We start from the raw sequence: 16,693 nt of genomic DNA, 5'->3' as shown, positions 1-16,693 counted from the left end.
ATCTAACGTATATTAAGTTAAGGCTTACTATAACACCATTCATAATCCCATGTCAATAACTGACTTTGAAAATCATCAAGATATTGCTATTTTTAGTATTGGTTTTGCCTATTTATTTTGATTTGCAAAGGCTTTTGAAATGATGTTCAATTTTTCTGGCGCGTCCATCACATCCATGTGGACCTCTACAAAATGCATTGTATTTGGGTTTTGTTCAATCGCATCCATTGTTTCTTTTAAGGCTTTTGTTGACTTCACATCATAAGTTGGAATATCTTGGCCTCCAAATACGGCTGGTAACATTTTGTAATCCCACATTTGAATATCATTATAATGTGCTTTTTCACCATGAATTTTTCTTTCAACAGTATAACCATCGTTATTGATGACAAAAATAATCGGATTCATTTTTTCTCGAATCATTGTTGAAATTTCTTGTACTGTTAATTGTAAAGAGCCATCGCCAATAAGTAAGATGTTACGACGTTCTGGTGCAGCTAAAGTCGTTCCTAAAGTGGATGGCAATGTGTAACCAATTGAACCCCATAAAGGTTGACCAATAAACGTTGTTGAACCTTCAATACCTAGACTATATGAACCAAAGAATGATGTACCTTGTTCAGCTAAAACAACGTCACCTTTTTTAAGAAAACCTTGCATTAATTTAAAGTAATTTTCTTGTGTCAACGGCTCTTCATTTAAGTCCACATTTTCAGCTTGTGGCCATACAAATTGTGGGAACTGACCTTCATAGTGATAATCGATTTGTCCAAGTGCGTTCACAATCTCAGGAAGTGCTGGCGAAGTCGATTCAAATTCTCCAATACGAACTTGACGATGATTTAAAATCATCACAATGTCATCTTTAAATTCTTGAGAAAAGCCTGCAGTAGCTGAGTCTGTTAATTTTGCCCCTAAAGTAATGACAACATCGCTACCATTTACATAATCACGAATCGCTTCATCTGCAATACTGCCATCAAAGATCCCCATATATTGTGGGCTTTCTTCGTTAAAAGCGCCTTTTCCAAGTGATAACTGTGCAACAGGTAAGTTTAAACGTTCAGCTAATTGTTGAACTTGAGCTTGTAAGCCAAAGCTATTGATTTGATGTCCTACAATTAAAGTCGGTTGTTTCGCATTTTGAAGTGCTTCAGTTACTTTTTCGATGATACTTGATAAGTCCTCTGACGCTTTTACTTCTGGATATTCAATTTGATCTGGTACTTCAATTTCTTTCATCGCTGTATCAATAGGTAAATGAACATGTACAGGGCGTTTTTCTTCTATTGCGACTTGGATGATTCGAGGCACTTCTGTTAGAGCATTATCTGTTGTTAAATAAGTTTGTGCTTCAGTGATATGTGCAAACATTTTACGATATGCATCAAAGATACCTGTTCCTAATGAATGATGGACATATTTTTTAGCTTTCTCAACGACTGTTGTAGGGCCACCTGTAATTGCAATCACCGGCACATTTTCAGCGTAAGATCCTGCAATACCATTCGTTGCACTTAATTCTCCTACTCCAAATGTTGTCACCATTGCCGCTAATCCATTGATACGTGCATAGCCATCTGCTGCATAACTCGCGTTTAATTCATTTGTATTCCCTACCCATTGTAAGGTTTCATGTGACTCAATATCGTCTAAAAAGGCAAGGTTAAAATCTCCAGGTACACCAAAGATTTTATCAACACCGTGTTTTGCAATTTCGTCAAATAAAAATTGTCCTACTCTTTTTTTCATTTTCATCCCGTCCTTGATTTATATTTTTCTTTACAATTAGAATTCTACATGGCACTTTTAAATAAGTCAATGATATTGACCTAATAATACTGAATCTTCTATTGAAATAATATAAAGGCCGTTCTATACTTGATTCAAAGTTATTTGATTGCGCTCTTTAGTACATTATTGAGTTCAAATTGTTTTCAATTCATAATAATTGGGCTAAAAAATAGGCACGTATTTATCACCCATTGATTGTGTTTTCGTGCATTAATGTATGACTCAACAGTTTGAGAAAGGAAGGTCTATTGTGTCTAAAATTAAAGGTCTCTTGCTTACATTGAGTATTGCGATAGTTGCAACATTGCTCGGTCATTTCTTTCCTATTATAGGAAGCGCCATATTCGCAATGCTTATCGGTATGGTCCTAAATAACTGTATCCAATTACCACAAACGTTAAAACCAGGTATTCAATTCAGCAGTAAAAAAATATTACATTACAGCATTATCGTACTCGGTTTCACACTTAGCTTTCAGTCGATTGGTTCCATTGGACTTAAATCTTTGCCTATCCTTATCGTGACACTTCTCGTCGCACTCGTAATTGTTACTGTATGCGTCAAACTATTAAAAATTGATACCCATACAGGCATACTCATAGGTGTCGGCACATCTATTTGTGGTGGTTCTGCAATCGCAGCAACGAGTCCAATCATTAAAGCCAAAGATGAAATTATTGCTTTTAGTTTATCAACTGTGTTCTTGTTCAACTTAGTTGCAGTGATTATCTTCCCACCAATCGGTCATTTTTTACATATGAGCCAAGAGGCTTTTGGCTTTTTCAGTGGTACAGCGATTAACGATACGTCTAGTGTTGTCGCTGCGAGTGCCCTTTACGGATCAAAAGCGCTTGAAGTTGCGACGATTGTTAAACTGACACGAACACTCTTTATTATTCCTATTACAATTATTCTTGCCCTATGGGTTACACAACGACAAGAGCCTCAAAAACAAGGGGAACGTCCTACCATTATTCGTGCCGTCCCAGGATTTATTATTTGGTTTATTGTAGCCTCACTCATCAGTACGCTGTTTAACTTTTCACATGAGGTCATTCAAATTTTTAAAACGATTGCACTCTTTCTTATCACTATAGCTTTAGCGGGCGTCGGATTATCTGTGAAATTCAGTCAATTTAAAAAGGCAGGACTGAGACCTATATTGCTCGGTCTATTAACTTGGGCTGCTTTAATTGTGACAAGCCTTATTGTCTTGAGCTTAATAGGAATGCTATAAAAATGAACAAGCAAGGGGAACAGAAATCAATCGGATTTCGCTTTTTAAGTCTGCCCTTTGCTTGTTTTTTCATGTCTTTATCCTCTATTCGTTTTTTCTGTTGACTATTGTTAAGATGAAGATTAAATCACAATTTGTCAGTTTCAATTCACAGTACAAAACCTTGTACAAATGTAAAATCAATAGTATTTATAAATTCAAAAAGATATTCAATATAATTTGCATAAGAAGATAAATGTGCTTTATGATATAAGAATAAGTAAAATGTACAATCAAGGAAACTTATTCACACTCAAATATGGACTCATACTTTTATGTTTTGAATATTAATCTAAACTTTAAATTATTTAACAATTTTAACAAAATTATGTTTTAAGCATAGACGTAACGGAAATGTAATAATATGAAACGCGAACGAAACATTGTTTTAAATAAAAATCTTTATAAATAGAATCAAGTTGTTTTCTAGTGTGTCACCACAACAAATGCTATGATAGTTTCATTGATGGGTTTTGATTGTTGATGAAAACAATTTGTTTCAAACAATGGTGTATCGATTCATATATTGAAAATGAATTAGGGATGATGAGAAAAATTTTTAAACAAGAGCGGATACGTTAAATCGTGTTATTCTCTTCCCTATCATAAAATTTCGAGCATAGTCATGCTAAAAATACACCCGTTGACATAAAGTCTGCTGTATTTTTATCTCTTTTATAAAGGAGGATGCTTTCACATCCTACTGGCGAAATACATAACAATAGGAGCTGGAATTAATGATTAAACAACATTGGGCTCAAAAAGTCGTAAAAAAAGCATCATCAATTATTAAGTCAGATGTACTAATCCTGAATAGAAGCGGTTACGTTATCGCAACATCAAATTCAGATAAAATAGGCGTTTTTTACCCTGCTGCCCGCCATTCTATTCAACGAAATCTCCCTATCGATATTGAAAAAGAGGATATGAAATTTTGGAAGGTTAAACAGACTGGTGTCATTATTCCGATTACACATAGTGGGAAAACGTACGGCGCACTTTTTGTAGTAGGAGAGCCAGATGAAATTAGAATTTATTCACATTTATTAAAATTAAATGCAGAGTTCATCGTCGAACAAGAATTCGAACGTTCCACGCGCTTTGAAGAAACATTATCTCGAACACAGATGCTTGCACATATATTATTTAATCCACAGCGGCAAATCCAAGCCTATAACCGTAAAAATGTCATTGAAAAGTTAGGTTTAAACGAAGACTTTACCGTCGCACTCATCTCGATAAATAGTACAAGTAAAACGAAAATCATGACATTGCGCCGCGCTTTAGAAGACTGGAAATTACCAAGCGACGACATTATTGAAATTTCTCCTTCTGAATACGTGTTCATACTCAAATCCAATGACAATCGTGGTCAAACACAATCTGAAATAAGAGCCTCCATTGAGAGTGAGATGAAAGATGAAATCTTTTCCCGCACATTAATTACACTTGGCTCCATTACTAATGGATTACAAGGACTCATACAATCTTATAATGAGGCGACGTCACTTAAAGTGCTGATGCACGATTTAAAAATTCAAGAAGGCTTGCATACGTATAAAAGCCATGAACTAGAGACAATTTGTAATAACATTAAAAAATTCACGCCATCGAATGAAATGTCACTTGTATCTAACTACAAAAAGTTATTAGATTTTGGAGAAGATAAATATCTCAATGAAACGATTGAGGCCTACTTTAGAAATCACGGTAAACTCGTCAAAACGGCAAATGACTTGTTTATTCACCGCAATACACTGAACTATCGCATTAAAAAAATCCATGAAATTACAGGATGGGATCCCAATACGATAGACGGGATTGTATTGTTACGAATCGCACAAATCTTATATGAGCGTGCACAATGCTAATACAAATTTAAAAAAATAAATCATGAGGCCGAATCCAACTTCCAAATAGGGTTTCGACCTCATAATTTTTTTATTTCATATACGCTATTCAAAGTGCCTCCAGACTATGCATGTCGTCATTTATTAGATATAATGCGAGTGTTAGGAGCGATTTTAATGAATAAAATTAAGCAATGGATTAATTCTTTTTTTGAAATGGTCGGCCCAAAGGTGATGAAAATTATTTTTGTCACAGTTTTTATCCTTGCCATTCTTTTTATTGGTATGGCAACAGTCATACCTGAACTAAACCATAAAACTTATCAAGGCATTGTCGTTGAAAAATATAAAGAAAACCATGGTCTAACGACTGGTACAAGTCGTTTTATCGTTTTAAAACATGGCAAAGAGACGATTAAAATTCAAAATGATGATATATTGTTGCATGGTAAATTTAACAGCCAAAGCATTCAAGAAGATATTATAGAAGGTAAAAAAGCTGAAATTAAAACAATAGGCTTTAATTTCCCTCGTATTGGTTTTTATCCTAATCTATACCAAATCAAGCAATAAAAAATAAAACAGCTTACCGTCATCTCCAACATATTGGAAAATAGCGATAAGCTGTTTTTTTAACGTTCGTAAGTATCAATCCATTGCTGAACAGCCGGTGCAATCCGGTCTAAGTCGTCTATATGCACCCAATCAATGTCTGTAATTTCTGCATTGATTGCAACGCGAGACCAATCAATAGCATGATTCACTTTAAATCCATTCAATTCAGTTTGCTCATCATGTTGCGGATAAGCTTGTCCTACAACGGTTCCGATATAGATGATATTTTCAGGTTTAATCTCTAACTGTAATTCCTCTTTCACTTCTCTAATTAATGCCGTTTCCATCGTTTCACCCGGTTCAATTTTGCCACCTGGGAAGTACATTTTATCTCTATGTCTCACTTGAACCAAGCGTAAGTGATCTGCCTTTCTATCTACTAAACAAACACACCTAATCATGCTTGCCACTCCCCTTTTCCAATCGTTTTTAAAGAATAGGACATCTTTGCACACATATTCTCATCTTATAACGAATGGCATCATGACGCAATTTGAATATCCATTAGAAACGATTTGTGAGCGTTAACTTACTGCTTGTTGATACGTTGCGATGCGGTTTGAATAAACCTTGCCAATTCTTAATGCAGCTTGACGGCCTCCCATTATATTTCGCGCAAAGGGACCTAATTGTAAATCTGCTAACATTCCTGAGACATATAAATGGGGCAACCATTCTAGCTCATCTGAAATACGAGGATAACCCGACACTAATTGCGCTTCTGGTAAAGCCAATATGTCTCGAAGTAAAGGCTGTGTCATTAAATCTGGCACAAAACCTGTCGCTAAATAAATGCCATCATAACGCGTTTTTAAGTCGCCCGCGATAATCATATGATCTTGGACGTAATCAATGGCTGTATGATGAACAATCAATCGGCCTTGTTTTTCATATTTTTTTAAAGTCATGCACATATCTTTAGGCATCGAACCTTTATGACGTTCTTGGTGATTAACAAGCGCGCGTTCAGAAAGTGGTTCTTCTTGAAAATGTTTCATATTTTTCGGACCTAACCAACCCGGATCTGCATCAAAATCATGGATTTCATAATCTTTCTTCATCCACAAATGAATTGTCTTATCTTGATTTTCTTTAATCAATTTGATGGCTAAATGCCCAGCTGATATCCCACTACCGACCACATGTGAAACTTCAGCGATGGGCTCTAATTGTTCACTATGAATATGTTGAACATCAGGTTGATGTTGAAATATTTGAGGTATGAATGGCGTATGATGTGTTCCCATCGCTAAAATTAATTGCTGCGCTTTAATTTTTTGTCCATTCTCTAATTCAATTTCCCATGACGTATCACATTGACAAAGGTGTCGCGCCTTTTGACATATGTGACATGTTTCTAATTCATACGCATCTATCCAATAACGCGTATGATCAAAAAACATATCCAAACGTGGCCGTTGGTATTGTCCAATCATCGCCTGAACATAGCCTTCTTTTTTCGCAAATTTTTTCAAATCAAACGGCTCGGGATGACAATGATGCACTAATGGCGATCTTAAATAAGGCATACCTATCCGCCCTGTTTGCATTTCAAATTGTCCTAATAATCGCTCATGCGGATCAATCATTTTCAATTGTTCTTTCGGTAGCCCCATGCTTCTTAATTGTAACGCAATCGTTGTCGCTTGTACGCCACCCCCGATAATAACCCATTCGTATGTCATCTTTTTCACCTATCTTAAATAGTAATAATTACGATTTATGATAAATGAAATTCGTTCTCAAATCAACTGTTTATTCATGCGAATAGCACTTTTAATTCATTTTTTAGAACATCTAACAATGGGTACCTCACGAACTGCAAAGGAACTCCAGCACAAAAAACCAGAAATCGAAATAAGCTCGACTTCTGGCTTTTATATAGAAAGATGTGTGTACGTGTAAACCGATTAATTGATCGGCGCGCCTCCAGTTACACCATAAACTTGTCCTGTAATATAGCTTGCATTGTCTGAAGCAAGTAACACATAAACATCTGCTAGTTCAACAGGTTGACCTGCACGTTGGAGTGGTTGATTTTGACCAAATTTTGGAAGACTCTCTTGTGGTTGGCCTCCGCTTACTTGAAGTGGTGTCCAAATAGGGCCTGGGGCAACCGCATTAACTCGAATACCTTTAGGTCCTAATTGTGCGGCTAAACTTTTCGTCATTGAAATGTTAGAAGCTTTTGTCATCGCATAATCCACTAAATGTGCGCTCGGTTTTACCCCTTGGATAGATGCAGTTACGATGATGCTCGCACCAGGTTCAAAATATTGTAATGCTTCTTGAATTGAATAAATATTTGAGAAAACATTGACTTCAAATGTATCTGTTAATTGATCTGCAGCTAAGTTTTCAATTTCATATTCATATTGTTGCATACCTGCATTTAATACAAGGATATCGAGTCCATTTAATTGACTGTGAGCATCCTTAACCATTTGTTTTGCATATTTAGCATCACGTAAATCACCAGGCAGTAATACCGCTTTTTGACCTGCTTTTTCAATCACTGCTTTGACTTCTTCAGCATCGTCTTGTTCATCTGGATGATAAGCAATCGCAACATCCGCACCTTCTTTGGCATATGCAATCGCAGCAGCACGACCAATACCTGAGTCGCCACCTGTTACTAATGCTTTTTTACCTTTTAATTTATTGGCACCTTCATATGTTTCTTCTCCACAGTCTGGGACAGGTGTCATTTGTTTTTGAATCCCAGGATATTTTTGAGGTTGTTCTTCAAAATCACCATTAAAAAATTGTTTCAACGGATTATTATTAGACATGATAAAACCCCTTTCAATAGTATATGAATTCCATTCCCTTTTTATGTGTTTAAAAACATACCTATCTACATTTTTCCATCATCATCTATATATAGTTTTATTTATTAAATAGTTAACAAATAAACACAAGTCTTAAAAACAAAATTTCATTGTCGAATAAATATCTTATTTTTTAGAAAATTTTAACATCTACGAACTATTTATCTACACTTAGGCAAAATTTGTATTTTAAACTTATAATTTTATTAAACTTTTGTTGTATTAAAAATTAATGGAGTTGATAAAATGTATAAAATTTCAAAATTAGTATTATCTAGTTCTTTATGCTTAAGTCTTTTACCTATCTCTGACAATGCTCACGCTGAATCGAAAGCTGATATCCCTCTTAAACATAACTTTAAACAACCTGTTCATAGTCAATCTGAAGCACACGAAGTGCTTAAAGAATTACCTAGCGACATTAAAAAGAACTATGAAGATTACGAAGTCGTTAAAACAGAAAAAGACAAACTTGGTTTTACACATTACACGTTACAACCCGTTGTTGATGGTGCATTTGCGACAGATAAAGAGGTCAAAGTACACGTGAATAAAGATAATAAAGTTGTCCTTGTCAATGGTGAAGTCAAAGCTAAAAAAGTTAAACCGACAAATGAAGTTGAAATTTCAAAGGATAAAGCCATCAACCGTGCGTTTCAAAGTATTGATGTCAGGTCATCAGAAGCTAAAAATATTGATGATCACGTCGTTAAAGAAAGCAAAGTAGAAATCGATGGTGAAAAGAATAAATTCGTTTATAACATTGAATTAGTTATGACAAAACCAGATGTTGCCCATTGGGATATTAAAGTCGATGCAGAAACTGGAGAAATTATTGAAAAAACGAATTTAATTAAGCATGCCGCTGCAAAAGGAACTGGCCGTGGGGTACTAGGTGATACTAAAGAAATCAACATTAACAGTATTGGAAATGGTTATAGTTTAGAAGACGTCACAACACCCGCTGTTATGTCTGCTTATACAGTTAATGAAGCAACAGGCTCCGCTCAATTAATTACAGATAGAGATACAAACTTTACAGATAAATATCAAAGCGCAGGTGTAGATGCAAACTACTATGCGAAACAAGTTTACGATTATTACAAAACTAAATTTGGTCGTTCTTCGTATGACGATAAAGATAGTCCAATTGTATCTATTACACATGTCAACCGTTTTAATGGACAAGACAACCGTAACAATGCCGCTTGGATTGGTGATAAAATGATTTATGGTGATGGCGATGGTGTAACTTTCACAAACTTATCTGCTGCGAATGATATCGTTGCACACGAAATTACGCACGGTGTGACACAAAGTACAGCAAACCTTGTATACCGCAACCAACCAGGTGCACTTAATGAAAGTTTCTCTGACGTATTTGCTTATTTTGTAGATTCAGAAGATTTCTTAATTGGGGAAGATGCATACACGCCAGGACGTGATGGCGATGCCTTACGTAGTATGTCTTCACCAGAACAATATGGGCAACCTTCTCATATGAGTCAATATGTCCATACTTCAAGTGATAATGGTGGCGTTCACACAAATTCAGGTATTCCGAACAAAGCAGCTTACAATACGATTCAACGTATCGGTAAAGACCGTTCAGAACAAATTTATTACAGAGCCTTATCTCAATATTTAACTTCAACTTCTAATTTCAATGATGCAAAAGCGTCTCTATATCAATCTGCTTTAGATTTATATGGACAAAATGTAGCGAGTCAAGTCGCTCAAGCTTGGGAAGATGTTGGCGTATAAAAAAAGATTTCATCTCCTTGTAATTGCATTGCCATAACATATAAAAACGCTTATTTTTCCAAATATAGATAAAAATTGATGTTGTTCAATAAACCCCTCAATACATTGAACTGAATCAGCAATAAAGGAGCGGAACAGTCGTTATTTTGCCCCTGTTCCGCTCCCTATTTGAAATTCAGGATGCAAATACCTTTTGTTATCTTCCTATTTGAATCGCATCTTTTCTTGTGTTTGCGATCCAATCTTTCACATATAAAAAATTCTGCCAGTCCGCTTCACTATAGAATAAAATTTCATTCTTTTCTAATACCTTTTGTACCGCTTCTCTAAATGACCGACTCATATAATAAAACGCACCTGGATAAAAGCGGTCATAAAAATTGAAATCACATTGTGCAACTAACGCTTCTGCCGAAACTGGAATATCCCGTACTAATTTTTCAGCTTTTTCACGACCTCCATGCTTTAAAATATAGAGTGCGATAAAATCTAAACGCGCATCTGATCCCCACACGATTGGCGTCGGTTGAAGATCTCGCGAATGGATTCTCAAACCCAGATAATGGCGCTCATTTTCAATTTCTACTAATAATCTCTGTAATGAACTGACATGTGGTTCTGACAGTTTAACCGAGCTAATCGCACTTTCTAATATATTAGACCAATGACGACAAGCTATTTTTGTATGACCGACAACAGTTAAACCTAGAGAATGTGGCAAATTAATCATACCCGCTATCGCTTGCTCTGCTTCTATTTTAGACATATTAAAAGTTAATGGATTAAGTTGTAAACCCGTAATCATATAGGTCGTATTAAAATAATCCTTGTATAAAATACTACCAATCATATAATAATCGGACGTGATTTTTGGAAAATGAGTTGCCATCACATTCGTTTTAACGATTCTACTATTCCAGCGATCAAACATTTCATACATCCGTATTGATTCTTGACCGAAGTCTAACGACACTTTATTCACTTCGCCTGGTGTTAAAGCTAAAGCTGACAAATTAGACAAATCACCATTAAAATTCAAAGTCTTAATATCTTGTCTCATCATCTTGTTAATATTCCAAAATAGCATGCCTACTTTACAAATCAATTGTGCACCGGTACGCGCCTCTATTTGTTTTTTGGTTTTATTCGATACTTTTAATGCCAGTTCAATGGTGTCATAATATTGTCCACACAAAGCAGCAAGGGCTTCAGCTACTATATCATCACGCACATCAATTGCATCTGACATTTCAAAACGTATGCAACCTTCATGTAAACCATCCTTATAATCAGCTTGTATCCAGCCACTTTGATTTTTTATCGCCTCGAAAGTGATTTTCACCTGAGATACTCCCTTCATTTGTCTTTACTTTCATCATATCGTAATGATATTAAAGGAATGTAAAGATGAAACGAATATGAAAAGTGAACGAAGCTTGTATAGCACACGTCAATCAACATTCCGCTTTCTAGAATTCATTAATATGGTAAGTAGACTATTGTTTGGAATGCGTTTTAAAGCAACGTCGTGTCATTAAGCTCAATCCCACAAAGCCCAATAATAAACCTTTCCACTGTATATTTTCAGATTGACCTGTGGCAGGCAATTGTGATGCAGTGAATAATTTTTTATTTTCATCACTGACATTCACATGATTGACCAATACTGTGTTACGAGCTAATGTTAAATGCGCCTTTGTCATTTCTAGTGATTTATAACCATGAGGATTATTCGACTTAGCCTTCATAATTTGGACTTTATCATCGATATTCTGCTTATCATATTGGTTATGGTTATCAATTTCTTCTACCATAGGTCCATCTTGTGATTCAGGCTTTCCTAGAGCTTTTAAATTTTCTTCAATTTCCCGATTACCAGATACTCTATCGCTCTCCAATGTTATTTTTGATTCAGTTTGACTATCGTTTTCTACTGGTGGCGTCTTTTCTAATTCTTCTATATGTCCAATAGCATTTTCCTCTTGTAGTGGATTGATGCTTTCTAAGTCTTCTTCCTCTGATGGAGGTGCTGCTTCTATTGAAGTTGATTCCTCTGGTACATTGTCCTCCTCTATGACTACAACATTGTCGTCAATCTTAGGTCGTTCTTCTACTTCAACTGGTTCCTCTTCCTTCTCTATGGCATTTTCCACTTCTGGAGTTTCCACACTGTCTGAAGTTTCTTCTACTGCTGACGTATCTTCTTTTATAACACTTGGTTCTTCTGGTGTTTCCACTTCTTCTGTTGGTTCTACTTTATCTTCGACTTTAGGTTCTTCTACTATTTCTGGAACGTCTACAGGACCTGAGGATAATTCTGTTTCCACTGGCACTTCTTTCTCTGGTGTTTCATCTGCTTCGGTTGGCTCAGCGTTACCTTCAGTCTTTGGTGGCTCCACTACTGCTGATGCTTCAGGTGGCTTCTCACTCGTAGATGAATTTTCCTCTTTCGGTACATCTACATTTTCTGCAGGTTCTACTACTGCTGGTGTCCCCTCTTCTTTAACAGTTGATTTCTCTGGCGTTTCCACTTCTTCTGTCGGTTCTACTTTATCTTCAGCTTTTGATTCTTCTTCCATTTTAGGTGTTTCCTCTGTTCCTGTAGCCTCGACATTATTTTCAGTCTTTGGTTGTTCCATTACTTCTGCTGTTTCTACAGAGTCAGACGGTGTTTCTGATGTATTTGTATGCGCTAAAGTTTCACTGTCTTTAACAGGTTCTATCGGCTCAGGTGCTTTTGTTATCGGTTGAACTTTAACAAATACGAGCGGTGAAACATTTGCGCTTTCATCGACAGCTTTGACTGAAACGTTGTCATCAGCTTGAATCGTTGCGATGACAGGATCATTAATTTCCCATGTTCCATCTTGAAGGACCTGTGCTTCTAAAGTTGTTTTTTCATTAATCGTCACAATGATTTTACTTTTCGGCTCTGCTTTCCCTGTCAATACCAATGTTCCTTGTTGTAATAAATCGACTGTAGGTGTTTGAGGTGGTGTCGTATCTACAACTTGTCCTATGCCCGGTTGAGATCGATTGCCAGAGCGATCTATTTCTATAACTGATACTTTGGATCCTGCACGCAATTCAGTATGAAATGGTACACCGATCATCCAAGTTAAATTTCGTCCTACTTTCGTTTTGATGATTTCATTGTTCGGTAATGTCACTTCTATCGTGTCTTTATACTTTTCACCATACCCCCAAATAATATGTTTGCCCGCTTCAGTGACTGTAACTTTTGGTTGAATAGGTGGTGTATTGTCAATAGGTGTCACGTAGTTGATTGCTGATCGATTGCCTACATCATCTATCGCTTGGACAAAAATTGTATCATCTGCAATTTGAGGTGTACTTGGCGGTATTTCAATGGACCATTTACCTTCTACAGTATTCGTTTCTAAAGTTTTCTTGTTCGGTAATGTCACCAATATGGTCGTATGCAGCGCTGATGTACCAGTCATTGTTGACGTATTTTCTACAAAATCATCCACTTGTGGTGGTGGCGGTGCAATGGTATCCATGACTTTAGCGTAAAGTGGCGGAGAAGGAAATTTCCCAGGCAATGTAGCAACAATTGCCAATTGATCATTGACTTGTAATGCTTCTCGTTCAGGAATTGCAGTTTCCCAATAACCATATTCATCTGCTTGAACTTTTGTCATAACACCTGATGGATACGTCACAGTGACCCATGCATTTTCAGATGCATCTCCCGTAATAAAATCTTTATCCCGTTCAGTTGAAGACACTGTTGGTCGCTCAGTATGATTTGTGACCATTTCTTGTAAATAAGGTTGTAATTGTTGCATCAATTTCTCTTTTTCAATGACATCCATATGTTGAACGCCTTGAACAATACGATATAGTGGGATGCGATAATCTCGATTTGGCTCCGCTTTCAATCGCTGAATCAGCTGTGTCACATCTTCTTGCATTTGCTCAGCATATCTTTTTTCTGCTGCTTCGGTAGTTTCTCCCTCCGCTATAAAGCCTTTGTCAGTTAATGTGTAAGTGACTGTTTCCTTTTCAGGTTGCGGCAATTTTAATTGCGTATGATTTTCGATACGCCAAACTTGTCGACGTGATTGGGGTTCACGATGTTTAACCGTAATTGTGTCACCGTCTTTCAAATCAAATGTAGCAACTTTGCCTTCAGCTGTCTCATTGCCTATTAATGATTGGTCTAATAAAATCTTTCCATTTTGATTTTTTATCGTAATATGCGCATATTCATCTGTAAAATAAAAATGCGGTTGTACATTGTTTTGACGATAGATCACTTTTTGATGCTCAGGTTGATATTCAATATTCACAAACTCTCGATTAGAAATCCCCTGTAATACAATGCGTTCAGTCATTGCCGTTTGCCTATGTTGGATGGCAGGATATGTCACTGTGGCTACGTTTTCCCCTTTTTCTTTCACTATCAAATACGCATGCTCTGGCAACGCTGCGTCTTTTGATAACGGCGCTACAATTTTATATATCCCTGCACGAATTTGTTCAAATTGTGCTTTTCCATTTACAATTGTAGCTTCAGCTACTTGTGTCGTTCCATCTATTAACTTAATCGTACTGCCATCAGGTAAAATCTGCCCTTGCTGATCCACTGTCACCGTTGCATTTGCTTTGATAGAACTCTCTTTTAAATCCGAACTACGTACAAGTTCATAGGCAGTCGCCAAGCCTAACTGCTTCACATATTTTTGACGCTCAGTTTCATTATCAATTAATAACGCTAACGGATAAATGTAACTATTAGGATATGCATTTACAGTATCTTTTAAACTTGTTGGTATATCGATATGATATAAATCAAAGTATGCCAAGCCGTTGTACCCACGATTCGCAAGCCAGTACGTATTGATCCAGCGTGGAACATCTTTTGTTACTGGCCCTTGTGAGGCTTCTTCCCGTATAGATTGAAGCATCTGAGTCAAACCCTCAATTCCCGTCAAACGAACCATCCGAGTCATAAAATCCAATCGATCACGTAAACCAATATTGGCATACGAAAATTGTTTCGAATCCTTTAATATTTGATCATGAATGCGCTGTTGAAAAGCTTGCTGACGGTTCTCATATAACCAACCATTTTTAATGCTTTGAACTTTTGTTTGATACTCATTCGCAAAAATATTGTTCCATACTTCTAGTAATTCCATTCGACTATCGCCGACCATCCAACCATCATACCCGTGCCCCACTTCATGTAAAGCGAGCCATCCTGGTTGTAAATAGCCATGTAATGATGCGCTGTTAGAGCCCATATGATCCCATGTCCAATAAGCTAAACCATAACCATTTTTATCTGCCATCGTAAAATATTTCATTTCCACATTATAATTTGGTGATTGCGGGTCCTCATTTAACCCTGCCCATTGACTATATTTCGAAATGACATCATCATAATAGGCAATCATTTCATCTAAATTTTTAAAAGCGGAACCTTGACTCTGTTTCATTTCACTGATGCGTTGACGGTCTTCTTTTGGAATCAAAAATGAGATATGTTCACCTTCTACAAATGCATAGCTCGCATCTTGCTTTTCCCATTGCGCTTCAAAATCATTTTGACTTTGTCCACGTCGATAAGTAGGCAAAGTGCGTCCTAAATTGTTTTGAATATAGAAATCAACGAGCGGCTGATGATTAAGGCCTCTAGGTAAATTGACAAAGGCCGCACTGTCGATCGCTGCTTCAACACTGACCCATTCTCCAGTTTTAGGGATAACTTTACTTTTATTTTGTTGGCTATCATCCGTCATCAAACTTACGTGAAGCTCATCGTTATTTTGCGGATGAACTTGACGGATATATAATTTCGTATGTGCAGGTACAATCACACCTAAACTTTCACGTCCTTGTCCAATGCCTCTTCCCATCCCTAATGTTTGTGCATTTTTAGGATGGTTCATGACTGGGATACTTTTTTCATAAACTTTCTCTGGAATCTTTTCTACTGTTTTTGGCTGAGCTTGTGCTTGAGGTGCTGGTGCGTGTATGTCTGCTTCATTTGCTTCTAGTACAGATGAATCCACTGCACGAAAAGTGGTTTCATCCGTTTGTTGACCTATCTCTGCATCTTGCTTATCAGATTGTAGTGTCTTTGTCGTTGTGTCTCGTGTATCTATATCCGCATTTGTAGGTTGTCCCGCTTGCTTATGGTTGATGACTTTCTCTTTATTAACAGCACTTTCTACATGCGTCACCGTTGGCACGTCTACTGGGTCTTCAGACTTGAGCGCTGTATGTTCCCCGGCTTGAGGTGCTTCTTTTCTCTCTCCTGTGTTTACATTGCTATGTGTTATAGATGACCCTGATTCAAGGGAAGCAGGTAATTCGGCGGCTTGTGCTGTATGCCCTATATTGATATAAATAAATGAAGCAAACATGACAGAGACGATACCCACTTTAAACTTACGTATGCCAAATTGTTGCTGTACTTGCTTTTCTGATTTTAAATGATATTTTCTATTCAATATCGATTCACATCCCTATATCTTTGTTGATATAAATTAAATTTATCTTAATATATATTAACAAAACATTTTTAGTTT

10 protein-coding genes are annotated in these 16,693 nt (G+C 36.6%); 4 read left to right on the top strand and 6 right to left on the bottom strand.

Features of this window, described 5'->3' with window-relative positions; all coding sequences use genetic code 11:
- Nucleotides 1-108 precede the first annotated feature (108 nt).
- On the bottom strand, nucleotides 109-1,752 hold the full coding sequence (locus KM149_RS02280) for an alpha-keto acid decarboxylase family protein (RefSeq protein ID WP_182280856.1): 1,644 nt from the start codon (nucleotides 1,750-1,752) through the stop codon (nucleotides 109-111).
- Nucleotides 1,753-2,044: 292 nt separating this feature from the next.
- Here KM149_RS02280 and KM149_RS02275 point away from each other — a divergent pair, with 292 nt between their 5' ends.
- From KM149_RS02275 to KM149_RS02265, 3 genes are all read left to right on the top strand, one after another.
- Complete coding sequence (locus tag KM149_RS02275) at nucleotides 2,045-3,031, top strand: YeiH family protein (protein WP_241415498.1); 987 nt, start codon at nucleotides 2,045-2,047, stop codon at nucleotides 3,029-3,031.
- Nucleotides 3,032-3,807: 776 nt separating this feature from the next.
- Nucleotides 3,808-4,941, top strand: a complete 1,134-nt coding sequence (locus tag KM149_RS02270; protein ID WP_214971251.1) for a sugar diacid recognition domain-containing protein — start codon at nucleotides 3,808-3,810, stop codon at nucleotides 4,939-4,941.
- 156 nt (nucleotides 4,942-5,097) lie between these two features.
- Entirely contained in the window at nucleotides 5,098-5,493 is a 396-nt protein-coding gene (locus tag KM149_RS02265; RefSeq protein ID WP_060829414.1) for a hypothetical protein, read from the top strand.
- Nucleotides 5,494-5,552: 59 nt separating this feature from the next.
- Here the strand turns inward: KM149_RS02265 and KM149_RS02260 are convergent, their stop codons facing one another.
- From KM149_RS02260 to KM149_RS02250, 3 genes are all read right to left on the bottom strand, one after another.
- Nucleotides 5,553-5,936, bottom strand: coding sequence for an NUDIX hydrolase (locus KM149_RS02260; RefSeq protein WP_060829413.1), 384 nt, complete (start codon nucleotides 5,934-5,936; stop codon nucleotides 5,553-5,555).
- Between the two features lie 123 nt (nucleotides 5,937-6,059).
- Nucleotides 6,060-7,220, bottom strand: a complete 1,161-nt coding sequence (locus KM149_RS02255; protein ID WP_214971260.1) for an FAD/NAD(P)-binding protein — start codon at nucleotides 7,218-7,220, stop codon at nucleotides 6,060-6,062.
- A 225-nt stretch (nucleotides 7,221-7,445) separates the two neighbouring features.
- The gene (locus KM149_RS02250) at nucleotides 7,446-8,327 is read right to left on the bottom strand and encodes an SDR family oxidoreductase (RefSeq protein WP_050329961.1); all 882 of its coding nucleotides are present in this window, start codon (nucleotides 8,325-8,327) and stop codon (nucleotides 7,446-7,448) included.
- 285 nt (nucleotides 8,328-8,612) lie between these two features.
- Between KM149_RS02250 and KM149_RS02245 the strand changes: the two genes are divergently transcribed.
- Nucleotides 8,613-10,130, top strand: coding sequence for a M4 family metallopeptidase (locus tag KM149_RS02245; protein WP_214971264.1), 1,518 nt, complete (start codon nucleotides 8,613-8,615; stop codon nucleotides 10,128-10,130).
- Between the two features lie 196 nt (nucleotides 10,131-10,326).
- On the opposite strand, the gene KM149_RS02240 is transcribed toward KM149_RS02245, so the two are convergent.
- On the bottom strand, nucleotides 10,327-11,472 hold the full coding sequence (locus KM149_RS02240; RefSeq protein ID WP_214971267.1) for a hypothetical protein: 1,146 nt from the start codon (nucleotides 11,470-11,472) through the stop codon (nucleotides 10,327-10,329).
- A gap of 154 nt (nucleotides 11,473-11,626) precedes the next feature.
- Nucleotides 11,627-16,615 carry an Ig-like domain-containing protein gene (locus tag KM149_RS02235; protein WP_216342011.1) on the bottom strand — a complete coding sequence of 1,663 codons (4,989 nt, stop codon included), beginning with the start codon at nucleotides 16,613-16,615 and terminating at the stop codon, nucleotides 11,627-11,629.
- Between the last annotated feature and the right edge of the window lie 78 nt (nucleotides 16,616-16,693).

It is taken from the genome of Staphylococcus coagulans, from assembly GCF_022557135.1.
Classification (GTDB): domain Bacteria; phylum Bacillota; class Bacilli; order Staphylococcales; family Staphylococcaceae; genus Staphylococcus; species Staphylococcus coagulans.
The sequence above is the reverse complement of the archived record's forward strand: the minus strand, read 5'-3'. Positions and strand labels throughout refer to the sequence as shown.

Coding starts and splice junctions, on each gene's coding strand:
- KM149_RS02265 (WP_060829414.1), top strand. CDS start 5,098: ATGAATAAAATTAAGCAATGGATTAATTCTTTTTTTGAAATGGTCGGC.
- KM149_RS02270 (WP_214971251.1), top strand. CDS start 3,808: ATGATTAAACAACATTGGGCTCAAAAAGTCGTAAAAAAAGCATCATCA.
- KM149_RS02250 (WP_050329961.1), bottom strand. CDS start 8,327: ATGTCTAATAATAATCCGTTGAAACAATTTTTTAATGGTGATTTTGAA.
- KM149_RS02245 (WP_214971264.1), top strand. CDS start 8,613: ATGTATAAAATTTCAAAATTAGTATTATCTAGTTCTTTATGCTTAAGT.
- KM149_RS02260 (WP_060829413.1), bottom strand. CDS start 5,936: ATGATTAGGTGTGTTTGTTTAGTAGATAGAAAGGCAGATCACTTACGC.
- KM149_RS02280 (WP_182280856.1), bottom strand. CDS start 1,752: ATGAAAAAAAGAGTAGGACAATTTTTATTTGACGAAATTGCAAAACAC.
- KM149_RS02255 (WP_214971260.1), bottom strand. CDS start 7,220: ATGACATACGAATGGGTTATTATCGGGGGTGGCGTACAAGCGACAACG.